Genomic DNA, 17,133 nt, shown 5'->3' with positions numbered 1-17,133 from the left:
ACCTATGAGCTTAGAACAAGGAATACTGTCATCCATTCAACAGGCTTTTGCCGAACTATTCAACCACGAGGTAGCAGTTGAAGATTTACAATTGCAACCTACCCGAAAAGAATTTGAAGGTAGTTATACCTTCGTTGTCTTCCCGTACCTCAAAGTAACCAAATTGAATCCGGAAGCTTCTGCAAAGGCTATCGGAGATTATTTGGTCAATGCAAGTGAAGCAGTAAGTGCCTATAATGTGGTGAAAGGTTTCTTGAATTTGGTGGTCAATCAAGCATCTTGGTTGGATATTTTCCAAGGACTAATGAGTAAGCCACAAATCGGACAACTACCTGGCAATGGCAAAAAGGTCATGGTGGAGTACAGTAGCCCGAATACTAATAAGCCCTTACACCTTGGGCACCTACGCAATAACTTCCTGGGGTATTCCGTGGCTGAAATTATGAAGGCTACCGGATACGAAGTAATTAAAGCTAACCTTGTCAATGACCGCGGCATTCATATCTGTAAGTCTATGGTTGCCTACAAGCACTTGGGCAATGGAGAAACCCCCACTAGCAGTGGCTTAAAAGGTGATCACTTAGCAGGCAAATATTATGTATTGTTTGATAAAGCTTATAAAACCCAAATATCAGAACTTGTAGAACAAGGCATAAGTGAGGAGGAAGCCAAAAAATCTGCTCCTTGGATGCTTGAGGCTCAGGAGATGTTGCGGCTATGGGAAAACGGTGATTCAGAAGTCGTTGGCTTATGGAAACTGATGAATGGATGGGTGTATGAAGGCTTCAATGCTACCTACCAAAAAATGGGAGTGAATTTTGACAAGTTTTACTACGAGTCCGATACCTATCTTTTGGGTAAAGACATTGTAGAAGAAGGTTTGTCCAAAGGCGTTTTCTTCAAAAAAGAAAATGGCTCTGTGTGGGTAGACCTCACAGACGAAGGTTTGGATGAAAAACTGGTTCTTCGTGCCGATGGCACCTCTGTATACATCACCCAAGATATGGGTACGGCAGACTTAAAGTATCATGATTTCCAAATCGATAAATCAGTGTATGTGGTAGGGAATGAACAAGATTATCATTTTGATGTGTTGTTCAAAATCATGCGGAAATTAGGTCGTTCTTACGGAGAAGGCTTGTATCATCTTTCGTACGGCATGGTGGACCTGCCCACGGGAAAAATGAAATCCCGCGAAGGAACTGTGGTGGATGCCGACGATTTGATACAGGAAATGATTGATACAGCAGAAAGTCATACCAAGGAATTGGGAAAAATCGACGGATTTACCGAAGAACAAGCAGCTGAACTGTATGAAACCCTAGGATTAGGGGCATTGAAATATTTCCTTTTGAAGGTGGATCCGAAAAAACGCATGTTGTTCAACCCTCAAGAATCCATCGAATTCCAAGGAAATACAGGTCCATTTATTCAATATTCCCATGCAAGGATTGCCTCTATATTGAGAAAAGCTTCTCAAATTGGCGTTTCTTATGACACGGAGGCCTTCGCTGCTCTTACAGCCATCCAAGATGCAGAGCGCGATTTGATCATCATTCTCCATGACTTCGAAAAGAAATTAACCCAGGCAGCAGAGGATTACTCCCCGGCAATCTTGGCACAGTATCTTTTTGATTTGGCCAAGGAGTATAATCGCTTCTATGCCGAACTTCCAATTTTCAATGAACAGGAAAAATCCATTCAATCCTTCCGTATCGCTTTATCCTTCCAAACCGCACAAACAATCAAACGCGGTATGGAGTTATTAGGTATAAAAGTTCCAGACCGAATGTAATATGAACAAACTACTGCTATTTTCTGCACTAATCATTTTTGCCTGCACTTCCAGTGTGCAAAAGCAAAATCCTGAAACCATCTCTACACTAGACCAATTGCTCATGGAAAAGACTATTTACGATTTCAAAATGAAAAACATCAATGGCGATGAGGTTGATTTCTCTCAGTTCCAAGGCAAAAAACTATTACTGGTAAACGTAGCTTCCCGTTGCGGATACACGCCACAATACGAAGATCTTCAAAAATTGCATGAGCAATATGGAGACCAAGTAACTATTTTGGGATTCCCGGCTAATAACTTTGGTGGTCAGGAGCCTGGGACCAACGAACAAATCAAAGAATTTTGTTCTTCTAAGTTTGGGGTAACCTTTACTATGATGGATAAAATATCCGTCAAAGGTGCTGACAAGCATCCCCTATACAGATGGCTTTCCGACAAAGACTTGAATGGATGGAATGATAAAGAACCTTCTTGGAATTTCTGTAAATACTTTATCAACGAAAAAGGAGAATTGGTAAAGTTCTTCCCTTCTTCAGTGAAGCCAATGGACAATCAAATTTTGGAATTGATCAAGGCTTAAATTCTGTCATTTGTTTCCATCTTGGTTACTCCTTGTTAGTATCCAAGATGGAATAATTTTATCGATCCGCCGTACTTGTGGAAACAGCACTTACCAGTAAAAAACAAGCTTGGCTTCATGCCTTTCGCTTACGCACCCTACCTTTAGCTTTATCCAGTATTTTCCTAGGGAGTATCCTAGCTTCCTACTTTGGCGATATGTATTGGGGAGTTTTGATTTTAGCTTCCTTGACCACCATATTCCTGCAAGTGCTCTCCAATCTTGCCAACGATTATGGGGATTCAGTTCATGGAGCTGATAGCGCAGAAAGAGAAGGTCCTGTACGTGCTGTTCAATCAGGAATTATTTCCCTTGCTGAAATGAAGCGTGCCATGATTATCTGTGGCGTTTGTTCATTTATTTCAGGTATTTTCCTCCTCTTCGTTGCTCTGCAAAGCTGGCAATTGATTTTGTTATTTGTAGGCTTAGGTGTAGCTGCCATATATGCTGCTATCACTTACACCTCTGGTTCCAATCCTTACGGATACATTGGCCTGGGAGACATTTCTGTGTTCATTTTCTTTGGATTACTTGGAGTGTTAGGTACCTTTTTCCTTCACAATCTCACGCTTGAAATAGGTGTTTGGTTGCCTGCAATTTCTTTGGGTCTCTTTAGCACGGCTGTTTTAAATATTAACAATATCCGGGATATTGCATCAGATACCAAAGCAGGAAAACGCTCCATTCCTGTCCGCATTGGTAGGGAAAATGCTGTTTTATATAATTGGATACTCATCTTGGGAGGAAACGCATTATTGCTGGCCTTTGCCTGGATGCATGAGGCTTGGGGAGCACTTGGCGCCTTGATCGCTTTGCCTATCATGCTTGCTGTTGGGACAGGAATTCAACGGGAGCGAGAAGCGGAAAAGATTGACCCTTTTCTGAAAAAAATGGCTATTTCCACCTTTCTTTGGGTATTAGGATTTGGGTTGGGGCTTTACCTTTTCAAATAAATTGGCCACAATTCTTTGTTTTTGGGGATTTTTCGTATTTTCCAATGTAAAAAACATAAACCCCTATGAAAACTATTCTTGTTCCTTACGATTTTTCAAAAGAAGCTAACTATGCATTGAATTTTGCTGCTGAATTAGCCAAAAAAACTAAGAATAAACTGGAATTGCTACATGTGATTGAATTACCAACTCCGACAAGTTTCAGCTCTTTTGGAGAAGCTGGTGCCATGAGCAATGAAACAGCCAATATTTTTATGATCGAGCTGATCGAGAAGCGTAAAAAGCAGATGAAAGAGCTGGAAGAGGAATTTAAAGATGCTGGCTTCAACTTTGAAACCAAGATGGTATTCGGCAATCCTTTTGCGGGTATTTCTAAAGAAATCTTGGAGATTGATGCGGACCTCGTGGTGATGGGAAGCAAGGGTTCCTCTGGCTTGGAAGAAGTCCTGATCGGATCCAACACAGAGAAAGTAGTTCGCAATGCCTCCTGCCCTGTCATCACAATCAAATCAGAAATAGCTCCATCAGATATCCATAAGATTGTATTTGCTTCTGATTTCAATGAAGTGCCCGCCAATGTGGTCGCAAGACTCAAAACATCCATCGAAATTATCGACGGAGAATTACATTTGGTGAAAATCAACACCCCAAGTATGTTTGAACATAGCAGGACATCTATGGAGAAAATGGAAGCTTTCATTAAGGCATTTGACCTGAAGCCAAGCTCTAAGAAAATCTATAACGCTCCTTCTGAGGAGGAAGGAATTGTGGATTATGCTGAGGACATTCAAGCAGACATGATTGCCATGGCTACTACGGGACGAACCGGATTTTTACATTTATTGACCGGAAGCATTGCCGAAGATGTAGTCAACTCTGCTAAAAGGCCCGTATGGACCATGAAAGCTAAAAAGTAAGATGAGTAAAAAGAAAAATAACGATTGGAAAAAACGTGACGGAGTGGTCTATTCCACTGCGGATGATTTTGAATTTAACCTTCTGGGAAATGAGGACGTAGAAACCTTAGCCCCCTCCCAACAACAATTGAAAGTACAGCTGGATAAAAAAGCCAGGGCTGGCAAGCAGGTAACCTTGATTACCGGATTTATCGGAAGCGAGGAGGACTTACAGACCTTGGGTAAATTATTGAAAAACAAATGTGGTGTAGGAGGTTCTGCCAAAGATGGGGAAATCCTCCTGCAGGGAGATCTGCGGGATAAGGTGTTGGATTTCCTACTCAAGGAAGGGTACAAAGCCAAAAAATCAGGAGGGTAATCCCTCCTCTTGTTTTATATAGCCTATCATGATGAATCGTCTGATTTATAGTTTCGAATTACTCCTCCTCCTACCCTTTTTCCCCTTGCTTTATTGGAAAGGGAAAAAATTAAGACAAGAAGTACAACGGCTTCCTCAACACAGTTCCTTTTTGAATCTGGAAGCCGCACACACATCTAAGCGTGTATTGGTCATAGGTGAGTCTACGGCCGCAGGAGTGGGAGCCAGCAGTCCGGAAAGCAGTTTTGCGGCACGTCTTTTTGAAGTCGGAAAAAGAGAATTTCAGGTGCTTAACTTGGGCAAAAATGGACTCAAAGCCAAAGGCTTGGTGCGCCTACTCAATCATGCCAAGCCCGATATTCCAGCTTCCTTTGATCAGGTAATAATTTTAATCGGTGCCAATGACTGTTTCAAGTTTACCCCTCCCGGTAAGTTTAGAAATGAATTAAAATCATTCATCAAACTCTTTGAGCAGCAGCAAGCTACTCGGTTGGTATTCATACCTGCCATTCCTCCTGTCAACCACTTTCCTGCTATTCCATCGATATTGCGTTTTTTCTTGGGAATTCACCGTTACATTTTAAACAAAGAAATCAAACGCCTCAGTCAGGAACTGGATAAACTATACTTTCACGATTGGAAAACCGGTTTTACGGACGAATTCTTCGCAAGTGATGGCATTCATCCCTCGGATATAGGCTATGCTAAAATGGCCGAAGAAACCTATCCCTATATAAAAGGGTGACCCCGCAACAGCCACCCTTTGTTCAAAAAAATGTCTAACCATTTATCTAAAAAATTCCAGCCAACCTTATATACGAAGCATCAAACGGTATTGGATTGCAGTATTTGACAGCGTTATGGAAAAAATTGCACGTTTTTTTTCAGTGATTGGTCACCCACTGCTGGTGGGTCCCTTATACGTGATGTTTATGGCCTTTACTAAACTCAGTACCCAAGAGGCCATGTTATTGTCTGGTATGGTCATCGGAGTAGTGACTGTTCCGATTATTGTTCACAATTATTACAAAGTCAAAAAAGGGAGTTACACCAACTTTGATGTGTCCCAGCGGGAACAGCGGAAAGGTTTTTATCCTTTTTTACTCCTCTTGTTTGTTTGCATTCAAGTGCTGATATATGTGTCGGGCTTACCTCGAGAAGTCAGTATTCAAACGCTGATTTTCACGGTCCTTTTGGTCGTCTCCTACGGTGTCAATTTCTATCTCAAATCCTCCCTTCACGCTGCTATTATCTTTTACATCTGTTTTAGCGTGTTGAATTTAATCAGCTTTTCATGGTTAGCCTTACTAACCTTTGCTTTCTTGACAGCTTGGTCCCGAGTTTATACCCAGCGTCATCAGGTATCTGAAGTAGTTGTGGGTGGAGTTTTGGGGGCTGTTTTTGGGTGGATGGCTATGATAGTTTAAATCATGGATCAGATTTAGTAGCACATTGATTGTCTCATGTATGGGAGAAACATTAGGAATTTGAAAAAATAATAGGCATATCCTCTGGATAGTAATCAAGGAAACAAAAAAAATAGCCATCAAACAAGATGGCTAAGAGAGCTTAAGTAGAAGAGTAGCCCGCGAAACTTGGCCCCACCGCTCTCAAGGCTTACGGTTGCTCCCCCCTTCTACCTCAATTAAATTAACAAAACTATCTTATTTGAGTTCCAGAAAATTAAAATTTCAACTCAGAAAGTTAGAAACTTAATACTACGATTTAATGACATCAAAGAGAATTATCTGAAATATAAAAATTAACATTTAGTCCTAAGTATCAATGCATATTAAATCTGTCATTGTAAGTAAGTACCGATTACATTTTCAAGTATCGGCTACAAAAAACGCTGTTCTTGTTGAGAACAGCGTCTATGAGGATTAATTCATTCTGCACATCCTAAGCAACGATTTCGCCCCCGTACATCCCCTAGGTGTTGGCCAGCCTTACAGCGCAGTATAAACTTATGTAAATATACATAAATTAACAAAATGAGATTCAATTAGGAGTTTCGGTATGTAGATTCACTTAGAAATCGGAGGAACTGATAAAGTTATCAAGTGGTTTATATGTTTTTTTGACGATTCATGGCTTTTCATCTACGAAAGACAGGTATTAATAAATAGGAGTTTAGTTGGGAAAGGATTAGCTGAACTTGGTCCCTCCACTCCTAGGCTGACGGTTACTCCACCCTTCCCAACTCAAGTGATATTCACGATAAATGTCAGGCGAAAGTTTATAAAAAAAACCACCCCAGAGGATGGTTAGAGAGCTTAAGTAGAAGACTAGCCCGCTAAACTTGGCCCCACCGCTCTCAAGGCTTACGGTTGCTCCCCCCTTCTACTTCAATACAAATATAAACAAATAAATTTAACTGTTCTTTATAGTAGCAATAGAGCTGGAAAAAGCTTAATTCAGTAATTAACAAAATGCCCTACTTTCCAAAGGAGCAGGGCATCAGGTGGATTAATCTAAAACTAACATCTAACAACGGTTTCGCCCCCGTACATCCACTAGGTGTTGGCCAAACCTTACCAGTCTGTTTTAGACTTACTACAAAAATAAGTAACAAGATTTACAACTAAAATAAACTGAATCTTGCTTTCGCACCGACCAACGGGAGGTATATGAACTCCGCTGAAAATTATTTAATCAGTAAATAAATTGGTTTCCTCCTTAATAGACATGAGACGCTAAACACTAGATAATAGACAAAAAGTATCCAACTGAAATCATAAGTCGTAACTGAATCTTGCTTTCGCCCCGACCAACGGGAGGTATATGAACTCTGCTGAAAATTATTCAATCAGTAAATAAATTGGTTTCCTCCTTAATAGACATGAGATGCTAGAAACGAGATAATAGACAAAAAATATCCAACTGAAATCAGAAGTCCTAACTGAATCTTGCTTTCGCCCCGACCAGCGGGAGGTATATGATCACCGCTGAAAATTATTAAATCAGTGAATAAATTGGTATCTTCCTTAATAGACATGAGATGCTAGAAACGAGATACAAGACAAAAAATATCCAACTGAAATCAGAAGTCTGAAATGAATCTTGCTTTCGCACCGACCAGCGGGAGGTATATGAACTCCGCTGAAAATTATTAAATCAGTAAATAAATTGGTTTCCTCCTTAATAGACATGAGATGCTAGAAACGAGATACAAGACAAAAAATATCCAACTGAAATTAGAAGTCTGAACTGAATCTTGCTTTCGCCCCGACCAACGGGAGGTATATGAACTCCGCTGAAAATTATTAAATCAGTGAATAAATTGGTATCTTCTTTAATAGACATGAGACGCTAGACACTAGATGCTAGACAAAAAACATCCAACTGAAATCAGAAGTCCTAACTGAATCTTGCTTTCGCCCCGACCAACGGGAGGTATATGAGCTCCGCTGAAATTTATTTAATCAGTGAATAAATTGGTTTCTTCCTTAATAGACATGAGATACTAGACAAAAAATATCCAACTGAAATTAGAAGTCCTAACTGAATCTTGCTTTCGCCACGACCAACGGGAGGTATATGAACTCCGCTGAAAACAAACACAACAGTGAATAAATTGGTATCTTCCTAAGGAAATCACAGCCAAGGCCCATTGGCTTACGCCTGATCATCCGTTGTGAATTGCTTTCAAATTGGTATCTTCCTAAGGAAATCACAGCGAAAAACCACATTGTTTGGTGGAAGGCCTGTTGTGAATTGCTTTCAAATTGGTATCTTCCTAAGGAAATCACAGCGGTGATAGTTGTATAAATCCTTATCAAATAGTTGTGAATTGCTTTCAAATTGGTATCTTCCTAAGGAAATCACAGCCTTGACCACCCTCACCTCCCGTAATCCTACGTTGTGAATTGCTTTCAAATTGGTATCTTCCTAAGGAAATCACAGCTATCCGCTACCATACCCTGACGTTCCTCTCTGTTGTGAATTGCTTTCAAATTGGTATCTTCCTAAGGAAATCACAGCATCTCGCAATTGTTTTGAATAAAGAAAAGCGTTGTGAATTGCTTTCAAATTGGTATCTTCCTAAGGAAATCACAGCGAGAAGTTTGGATATTGCGTGAAGCTTTTTGTTGTGAATTGCTTTCAAATTGGTATCTTCCTAAGGAAATCACAGCTTGCACTTTCAGTCCTCAACAAAAAGCAGAGTTGTGAATTGCTTTCAAATTGGTATCTTCCTAAGGAAATCACAGCTGAATGATTAGGATAATTGCAGGAATGCAGGTTGTGAATTGCTTTCAAATTGGTATCTTCCTAAGGAAATCACAGCCCCCCAATTCTGTGGGAACGGTGCTTAAAAGTTGTGAATTGCTTTCAAATTGGTATCTTCCTAAGGAAATCACAGCTGCTATTCCTGATTTAGGCTACGTTTTTCAGTTGTGAATTGCTTTCAAATTGGTATCTTCCTAAGGAAATCACAGCCGTGCCAGAAGGCTAACCAATACCCGGTTTGTTGTGAATTGCTTTCAAATTGGTATCTTCCTAAGGAAATCACAGCGATAGACCTACCAACAAAGCTTGCCATTCTGTTGTGAATTGCTTTCAAATTGGTATCTTCCTAAGGAAATCACAGCAGCGATGCAGACACAGCCTTCTGGTGCACCGTTGTGAATTGCTTTCAAATTGGTATCTTCCTAAGGAAATCACAGCAATTTAGAAGTTGCTCACATATTGGTTCCAGTTGTGAATTGCTTTCAAATTGGTATCTTCCTAAGGAAATCACAGCGTAGGTGGTTTACGATGTTGCCCGAACCTGGTTGTGAATTGCTTTCAAATTGGTATCTTCCTAAGGAAATCACAGCAAGACGTACAGCGCTTGACGAGCTTGCCCAGTTGTGAATTGCTTTCAAATTGGTATCTTCCTAAGGAAATCACAGCAAAGGCTCTAAAATCAAACTCAACTTTGCAGTTGTGAATTGCTTTCAAATTGGTATCTTCCTAAGGAAATCACAGCTCACTCCCGGGCCCCCTCTCCCTGGAGGGTGTTGTGAATTGCTTTCAAATTGGTATCTTCCTAAGGAAATCACAGCTGTTTGAGGATGAAATATTAGATGTCAGCTGTTGTGAATTGCTTTCAAATTGGTATCTTCCTAAGGAAATCACAGCATGTTCCCTATAATGAAGAACTAAATATTGGTTGTGAATTGCTTTCAAATTGGTATCTTCCTAAGGAAATCACAGCTAATGGAAGTGAAAAAATAGCGGATGGATAGTTGTGAATTGCTTTCAAATTGGTATCTTCCTAAGGAAATCACAGCACACAGGTAAATTATATTCACTTCTTCCTGGTTGTGAATTGCTTTCAAATTGGTATCTTCCTAAGGAAATCACAGCGCGATGACTAGCAAGCCAATACCGGTAGCTGTTGTGAATTGCTTTCAAATTGGTATCTTCCTAAGGAAATCACAGCGCTTCAAAAACAAATCCCACAAATTTATAAGTTGTGAATTGCTTTCAAATTGGTATCTTCCTAAGGAAATCACAGCTTCAACGCTTGCGCAATTACCTAGAAACTTGTTGTGAATTGCTTTCAAATTGGTATCTTCCTAAGGAAATCACAGCCAGGTGAATTTCAACCCTCTCACAATATTAGTTGTGAATTGCTTTCAAATTGGTATCTTCCTAAGGAAATCACAGCTCTCTAGACCATTGGTTGCGATTAATCAAAGTTGTGAATTGCTTTCAAATTGGTATCTTCCTAAGGAAATCACAGCACAGTAGTGTTAGATAATATTTACCGAATAGTTGTGAATTGCTTTCAAATTGGTATCTTCCTAAGGAAATCACAGCTCCTGCCTTGTGGGATGTGCTGATCAATGGTTGTGAATTGCTTTCAAATTGGTATCTTCCTAAGGAAATCACAGCCAAGAAAGTATCTTCCCGGCTGGGAGAGGTCGTTGTGAATTGCTTTCAAATTGGTATCTTCCTAAGGAAATCACAGCGACTTAACTATTTGGTCAAAGTCGTCTATAGTTGTGAATTGCTTTCAAATTGGTATCTTCCTAAGGAAATCACAGCCAAGCAAGCAACGAGAAAAGACGATTGCTTGTTGTGAATTGCTTTCAAATTGGTATCTTCCTAAGGAAATCACAGCCAAGCAAGCAACGAGAAAAGACGATTGCTTGTTGTGAATTGCTTTCAAATTGGTATCTTCCTAAGGAAATCACAGCGCCAAGCAGCAAAACGTTATCGGCAACCCGTTGTGAATTGCTTTCAAATTGGTATCTTCCTAAGGAAATCACAGCTCCTACAAATTCAAGACAGATCAATTGGTTGTTGTGAATTGCTTTCAAATTGGTATCTTCCTAAGGAAATCACAGCATATGTGTGGGATGCCGATCCACCTTAGAAGTTGTGAATTGCTTTCAAATTGGTATCTTCCTAAGGAAATCACAGCGGGAGAATCGGTTTTTCTCAAAGATTTTGAGTTGTGAATTGCTTTCAAATTGGTATCTTCCTAAGGAAATCACAGCATACCCCACGTTAAGTGGCTGGTATGCTGTTTTTTATGGGCTAAAATAGAAAATTAAAAATAGTATTAAATTAGATTATGGGGTAATAGACCTGTCAGGTTTTAAAAACCTGACAGGTCTTATCCGCCAATTTGGAAGAGTTTCACAAACATTCAAAATAACTCCAACTGCTGAGAAGGCGGCTCTGTCTCTTGCTTGCTCGTACCAAAAAATACCTCCATCATCCCAAACTGTTTATCGGTTATGGACATAATCCCCACTTTTCCTTTGGGTGGGAGATTTTTTTTGGTTCGCTTGATATGGACATCCGCATTTTCACGGCTGGCACAAAAGCGCATATAAATGGAAAACTGAAACATTCCAAAACCATCATCCAAGAGTTTTTTCCGGAAAGAAGTAGCAATTTTTCTATCCTTGCGGGTTTCCGTGGGGAGGTCAAAAAAGACTAAGACCCACAAACTCCTGTATTGATTAAGTCTTGAAAAATATTTCTCATCCATATTCCGGGTAAATGATTTTTCTACTGATTCCAGCAAAACACTCAAACAAGGAAGATGTGGTCCGAGAGGCTGCTACCATCAAAGGGCTTTTTTGTCCATCTATCTTGACATCCAAGGCAGGAATGCTCAACAGCTCCTTTTTTAATACTGTGGTCAATTCTGCATACTCATCTTGGGTTTCTACGATGTGTGCTACCACCAAATCAACATAAGGTCGATACGGTTCCATAATATCATCCGCCAAGCAATAAGCATTGTATTTATTCCGATGCCAAATTCCTACACCCGGCAACATTCCCGAGGAAACTAAGGCCCGTGCTACCACTGCCCTCAAAATGGCATAGCCATAATTCAATAAATTATTGGGGGGAATTCCTGCCTGTCCCCGATTGAAATCGGGAATATCAAAGAGTTCCTGCCAATAAATAGCAGCCGCTTGTGCCTCATGATTTCCAGAATCTCCTGAATTGACATTTTTGTAGAGGTACTCCATACGCTTTGACTCTTTCCCCTTTTCTAGCAAAAGCGCATGTTGATTTTTGATTTTAGCAATCACTGTTTGCTGCCAAAGGTTTTTTTTGAGTGGTTGAGAAGCTTCCAACTGGTAACGGACACGCTCCGTTTGCTCGGTATGCCCCTGCATGGGAAGTAATAAGCCTTCGGGTAAATGTTGAGCATTACAGGACACAACAGCTACTTTTCTATCGGTCAACTTTGCTAACAATCCATTGGTAATGGTAATCTGCTGGTTCTCCAATACAATCATCCCCAAGTCTTCAATAGGGACAGTCCTATCTGCTTTTTCAGCCTCCGGAAAACTGATGTGCAGCTGCTCGTTTTTGGTGCTGAGGTAGGCAGGATTACCGAAGAAGAGGGTTCTTTTGATCATGTTGTTCTGAATTTAAAGACCTGACAGGTTTCTAAAACCTGTCAGATCTGGAGTCTGCTTCACCCCCACCAATAAATGGAAATGATTTGGCATCAGGCAAAAGGCATAAGTATCCACAACATCACCCAAATAATTTTTATACTGTTGCAAAAAGAACCTATAATTTTCTTCTTCACGAAAGATATTCTCCATTCCATTGGCGTGGTTGTAGATATGGTAGGATTGACCTGGTTCCATTCTTTAGTACTCTCCTATTTGAATAATCTTCCCTAAATGATTCAATCTTACTTTTATGATTTTCTTTAGTACTTCTTTGCTGTAAATATCTATATAAGTAACACCTTTCAATTCTTTCTTATTTTCTAATTGTGTTTCTAGGTGGTGTCTAAACCAAAATCCTGACTTAGATAATTCTCCAAACTTTTGCACTCTAAACAAAATTGGACTAATCAAATGAAAACTCTCTTCATCCAATAAGTCTATTTCCTCAGGATCAAAATCATCAGAAGGAAAAATGAAGTACTCATTCTGTTTAAGCGTAAATAAGAATTTCCATCCTAAAGCGTGGTTTTTATTGATTATTGGTAAGCCTTGATTCTGCCTAACAACAGCCTCAAAAAAGGAAACTACCTCCTCTTGAAGATTTCCCTTTTCATCCTCATAAATAGCAACATGATGGTTATTGCCCGTACTGACAAAATCCACAGGTATTTCATTTCCTTTTTGATCTAAAATTGGCGATCCAAAATGATCTCTTTTGATATGCAATGATTCAACATTGCTTACTCCAGAAATTTTAACTCTTTTAATGGATATACCTTTCTCTTTGTTGAGCCAAATAGGGTTTTCGTCAAGATTTGAAAATGCAAGCTTGGCATTACCTCCAAACTCTTCCAATCGGTTTTCTAAAATTCTTTTTACTCCAACATCTATAATTTTATCCACCTTCAAATCCGGATCAATATTTTTTCTGATGGTGTAATTTTCCTCCAGTCCAACTGTCTTTACTTTCTCAGGCAGCTTGATATTTCTTTCCAAGTCCAAGTAAATGGGCATTTTACTCAAGGAGTTCTTCCCCGTAAATGCCTTTTTTGGATCATTTCCATTTTCTACTAGCCTTTTCAATAGAGCTTCTCTTTCTTCCTTCTTTGCAACGGTATTAATTTTCTGTACATCAAAAGATGCTCCGATTTTCTCAAACTTAGTACTATAATGAAAGGACTTCCCGTACACCGTCTCCTTATGAAGCTGACCTCTTGGTGTTAGGGCAATCTGTTCATTGAAACCTGCTCTCTTCTTCGTTTTATTCTTATTAATTGTAACAACTTTATTTTTTGCTTTATAAGAAATCAAAATCTTAGAAAGGTGCTTTTTAGCCTCAACTCTAATATTTTCGATTGGAGGAATAAAACAAAGTTTTCCATTTTCTCTTTTAAGATACTTTTGTTCTATTGCAAAAATCTCTGTGCCTTTTTTACCATTCAATCCTTTAGCATTTAGATTATTGAGATACTGAATATAAGCTGGTTTTGTCAATGCCACTGCAAGAGCATCCATAGCATGATGACGATGATCATTTCTTTTACTCCAATCTTTGATTTTATTCAACCTTTCGCCATGTTTCCCTTCAATTGTGTAGGTCAACCCTAACTTATCATATTTTTCCCAATTCAGCTCCTTCATGATCTCTACTAGACCCCAATCCTCGCGTAGCTTATCAGTAATAATTCCAGTTGTAACAGTTACTCTCCTTGTAATCTCAAAAAGTATTTCCTTCGCTTTTTTGCTGATATAGCGGGTTTCTTGAAGCTGTCGAGCTATAAAATCCTCGGGTATTTTATCATTGGCCATTAATAGTTTTTGAATTTTTGCCTTACTCAACTTTCCATAAAATGATTTTACTCGAGACTGGTACTGCTCAAACTCATCAGCAGATAGTTTATTTTGAAGAAAACTAAATGCCGTAACATTCGCTTTATCAATATTTAGTTGCCTTTCACAAATAGTCTTGTTAGAAAAAGAATCATCAAATAATCTTGCTTTGGGAATAATATGTTCGATGTCATATTCCTTGGAAAAAAGTTTACTTGCCTCTATTGGCTTACCAGTGTAAAGAGATATCCCATCTGTTTCCAGCCAAAGTTTGTAACGCAACAAATCGTTTTTAGTAACTCTTTTCAGCCCAAATTCCTTTTTGAGTATTTCTCTATATTTTTCATGGTCTCTTGTCGCAGATGCAATATTGGAAGTCATATTTTTCCTTTGCTCGGCATTTGCCTTTAGCTCCCGAGCCATTTCAACTCTTATTTCATCAGGTCTGCCTAGATTTGGATCTTTTATAATAGCATTTACAACATTAATCATCTGATTAAGAATCTTTTCTACTACAGGATTCCTCAAAGAATTCTTTTTTAATAATTCCAACTCTGATCTCAACGCTCTCTTTTCATTTTCTTCTGTGGTAAAAGAAGACGAATGATTATATCCGGCATAAGTACAAGCTTTGTCATAAATAAGTCCGGATTGAAGGTGAGGTAAAATCCTTTTTATAGCCCTACTACTTAAGGATGCATGATCATCTTGAAGACTAATACTTGCCAAAATTTTTGCATGCTCTGGTTTGAAACCGAACTTTTTTATTAAGTTTTTCTTTAATTTCTGGTCGTCTTCAGAGCTATACAATAAATGCCAAAATTGAATATAGGGCTGTTTTTCATAATTTGGTCCGTCGACTTCATTGTTTACTTGGAGTAACCCTGGATCTATGCCAATTCTTAAAAAGGCCTCAGAGAACTGATCCAAAATATCGTCAGCTTTCAGATTACCCAAATCAAGAGGTTCTCCATCTTCTAGTTCAATTATTTTTGCAAATGCCTCAAAAAAAGCATGATTGGTACGGTTGCCTTCTATTTTTGTAAAATTGAGTTCCCATTCACTTGATTTTAAACCTAAAATACTCAAGGCATCTTTTAAGGGTAAATCCCTTTTGAAAGCCAATTCTTTTGACAAAGCAATTTTATCCTCTAATGCTAATTCATATTTTTCATTTAGATTGTCTTTTTTTAGTAAAGTTAAATTATTGAGATTTTGCCATATCCTAAATTCCTGAAAGATGGGGTGTGACTTTGGTACAACCTTATTGTGTTCTTCAAACTCACAATTGCTAATCAAATGCTTTTGAGATTTAAGGCGACGCTGAAAGAAAATAGTAATATCCCTAATCTCCTTTTTAATTTCATCATTTAATTGAGGATGAAATCCTGATTGTACACTCCAAATTTTTTCGAATTCATCCAAATAATCCTGTCTATAAAAAACCTGCCCTTTCAATCTTGTATGGGGATTTTTTTGGACTTGCTGAAACAAATATTGACCAACTGTTAGATTTTTAAAGTACAACTCCTTACTCCTGTCACTGATAGCCCCCAGATAGCCACTAGAATTGGATATTTGAGAATTAATTTGCGAAAGAATGAATGCAATTTCAGAAAGATCAATTTTAGATTTTACTGCTTCAGCTCTCCATTTATATTCTTGCAATCTTCTATCGTCCCGTTTACCTTTATTTTCGGCTAATTGAACTCCTTTTTTATTGAAATATTGCTTTGTAGGACTACTAGCTTTTCCCATCCAATCTTCAACAAAAGAAAAATTCAAAATATCTGGATAGAATTCAGATTGGTAATTCACAATTTTTTTGAATTCTTCTTGAAGGTCAGATCTGTAAAAATCAGGGACATTCTTTTTTCCATTTTTCAATGCATCGTATACCCATTGTCCAGGTGTTAGATCATTTTCATATAACTCTTTAGCTATAACCATGCTATCAATAGCCGATCCTTCATCCTCATCGGACTTTGCCTTTCTACTGCTTTTGTAGCCTCTTTTTTTATTTATTTGTAAAAGGACTTTCACTAATTCATCGAGCTCAATTTTTTCTTTCGCTGCTTTATCTCTTTGTTTTAATGTTGAAAACGTAGAAGATGGACCATCCTCAGCATATTTAAAGTTTGATGGGATCAAATTCTTATCTTTAAAGATTTCCAGAAGTGCATTTCTCCTTTGCTTGAATCGTTGTAAATTTCTTCTGGCTCCTCTTTTTAGAGTCCTATCAGCATTAATTGAAATAGTATTGCCTTTTGCAAAATCATTTTCTTCATCAGAACTAAGAGGTACTATCCTTACTCCCATATCGACAATTTCACTTCCAACCACATCTTTTTCTGGTTCTCTGATAAATGCCCAACCAATTGAAGTAGTACCCAAATCCAATCCCAAAATCTTTTTCATATCTTTTACAAAAATTTAAAATTTATATCCTATATTCGTTTTACCAATTTGAAGCAATTCACAATAAGGATTATTCCGTTGTGAAAACATTTAAAAGGGCCCCATAGACATTTGTTTATGGGGTCGTTTTTTTTGCAATGTCAAAATATCACTTTTGTTTTTCCTTTCCTATACCCTGATCAGGGTATTTTAGTTGATTGACATGGGTTGTCGCAAAAAAAAATAAAAATTTAGGGTTTGAGGACTTAAAAGTTGGCCTAAAACTTCCAAAAAGCATTTTTTAAGGATACTTTGAAGACCTATTCCTGCTAATTTTTG

General features: G+C 38.5%; 11 protein-coding genes and 1 CRISPR repeat array. Of the genes, 7 read left to right on the top strand and 4 right to left on the bottom strand.

The window, feature by feature from the left end; all coding sequences use genetic code 11:
• Positions 1–4: 4 nt before the first annotated feature.
• From argS to ACXIUD_RS15030, 7 genes are all read left to right on the top strand, one after another.
• Positions 5–1,795, top strand: coding sequence for an arginine--tRNA ligase (gene argS / locus ACXIUD_RS15060; protein WP_458053468.1), 1,791 nt, complete (start codon positions 5–7; stop codon positions 1,793–1,795).
• A 1-nt stretch (position 1,796) separates the two neighbouring features.
• Positions 1,797–2,378, top strand: a complete 582-nt coding sequence (locus tag ACXIUD_RS15055; protein WP_458053467.1) for a glutathione peroxidase — start codon at positions 1,797–1,799, stop codon at positions 2,376–2,378.
• A gap of 77 nt (positions 2,379–2,455) precedes the next feature.
• Positions 2,456–3,370, top strand: a complete 915-nt coding sequence (locus tag ACXIUD_RS15050) for a 1,4-dihydroxy-2-naphthoate polyprenyltransferase (RefSeq protein ID WP_458053466.1) — start codon at positions 2,456–2,458, stop codon at positions 3,368–3,370.
• A gap of 65 nt (positions 3,371–3,435) precedes the next feature.
• Positions 3,436–4,287 (top strand): universal stress protein, encoded by an 852-nt coding sequence (locus ACXIUD_RS15045; RefSeq protein ID WP_458053465.1) that lies wholly within the window; start codon positions 3,436–3,438, stop codon positions 4,285–4,287.
• 1 nt (position 4,288) lies between these two features.
• The gene (locus tag ACXIUD_RS15040) at positions 4,289–4,645 is read left to right on the top strand and encodes a translation initiation factor (RefSeq protein WP_458053464.1); all 357 of its coding nucleotides are present in this window, start codon (positions 4,289–4,291) and stop codon (positions 4,643–4,645) included.
• 28 nt (positions 4,646–4,673) lie between these two features.
• Positions 4,674–5,390 (top strand): SGNH/GDSL hydrolase family protein, encoded by a 717-nt coding sequence (locus ACXIUD_RS15035; RefSeq protein ID WP_458053463.1) that lies wholly within the window; start codon positions 4,674–4,676, stop codon positions 5,388–5,390.
• 115 nt (positions 5,391–5,505) lie between these two features.
• Positions 5,506–6,072: a hypothetical protein gene (locus tag ACXIUD_RS15030; protein ID WP_458053462.1), complete on the top strand. Its 567-nt coding sequence runs from the start codon at positions 5,506–5,508 to the stop codon at positions 6,070–6,072.
• Positions 6,073–8,279: 2,207 nt separating this feature from the next.
• A CRISPR array of direct repeats spans positions 8,280–11,136; the repeat unit is 46 nt; unit sequence GTTGTGAATTGCTTTCAAATTGGTATCTTCCTAAGGAAATCACAGC.
• 152 nt (positions 11,137–11,288) lie between these two features.
• Here ACXIUD_RS15030 and cas2 read toward each other — a convergent pair.
• From cas2 to cas9, 4 genes are read right to left on the bottom strand one after another with little or no spacing between them, the layout of a single operon-like run.
• Positions 11,289–11,636 (bottom strand): CRISPR-associated endonuclease Cas2, encoded by a 348-nt coding sequence (cas2, locus tag ACXIUD_RS15025; RefSeq protein ID WP_458053461.1) that lies wholly within the window; start codon positions 11,634–11,636, stop codon positions 11,289–11,291.
• A complete protein-coding gene (gene cas1, locus ACXIUD_RS15020; protein WP_458053460.1) occupies positions 11,629–12,525 on the bottom strand; it encodes a type II CRISPR-associated endonuclease Cas1 in 897 nt (298 codons plus the stop codon). The genes cas2 and cas1 overlap by 8 nt, the downstream gene beginning before the upstream one ends.
• Positions 12,526–12,537: 12 nt before the next feature.
• A complete protein-coding gene (locus ACXIUD_RS15015; RefSeq protein WP_458053459.1) occupies positions 12,538–12,762 on the bottom strand; it encodes a hypothetical protein in 225 nt (74 codons plus the stop codon).
• A 3-nt stretch (positions 12,763–12,765) separates the two neighbouring features.
• A complete protein-coding gene (gene cas9, locus ACXIUD_RS15010; protein WP_458053458.1) occupies positions 12,766–16,815 on the bottom strand; it encodes a type II CRISPR RNA-guided endonuclease Cas9 in 4,050 nt (1,349 codons plus the stop codon).
• Between the last annotated feature and the right edge of the window lie 318 nt (positions 16,816–17,133).

This window comes from Mongoliitalea sp. (genome assembly GCF_054166905.1).
This window is presented reverse-complemented; position numbering and strand designations above follow the sequence as displayed.

Bases quoted from the DNA above. Each gene is read 5' to 3' on its own strand.
- argS (WP_458053468.1), top strand. From the start codon at position 5: ATGAGCTTAGAACAAGGAATACTGTCATCCATTCAACAGGCTTTTGCC.
- ACXIUD_RS15055 (WP_458053467.1), top strand. From the start codon at position 1,797: ATGAACAAACTACTGCTATTTTCTGCACTAATCATTTTTGCCTGCACT.
- ACXIUD_RS15045 (WP_458053465.1), top strand. From the start codon at position 3,436: ATGAAAACTATTCTTGTTCCTTACGATTTTTCAAAAGAAGCTAACTAT.
- ACXIUD_RS15040 (WP_458053464.1), top strand. From the start codon at position 4,289: ATGAGTAAAAAGAAAAATAACGATTGGAAAAAACGTGACGGAGTGGTC.
- ACXIUD_RS15035 (WP_458053463.1), top strand. From the start codon at position 4,674: ATGATGAATCGTCTGATTTATAGTTTCGAATTACTCCTCCTCCTACCC.
- ACXIUD_RS15030 (WP_458053462.1), top strand. From the start codon at position 5,506: ATGGAAAAAATTGCACGTTTTTTTTCAGTGATTGGTCACCCACTGCTG.
- cas2 (WP_458053461.1), bottom strand. From the start codon at position 11,636: ATGGATGAGAAATATTTTTCAAGACTTAATCAATACAGGAGTTTGTGG.
- cas1 (WP_458053460.1), bottom strand. From the start codon at position 12,525: ATGATCAAAAGAACCCTCTTCTTCGGTAATCCTGCCTACCTCAGCACC.
- ACXIUD_RS15015 (WP_458053459.1), bottom strand. From the start codon at position 12,762: ATGGAACCAGGTCAATCCTACCATATCTACAACCACGCCAATGGAATG.
- cas9 (WP_458053458.1), bottom strand. From the start codon at position 16,815: ATGAAAAAGATTTTGGGATTGGATTTGGGTACTACTTCAATTGGTTGG.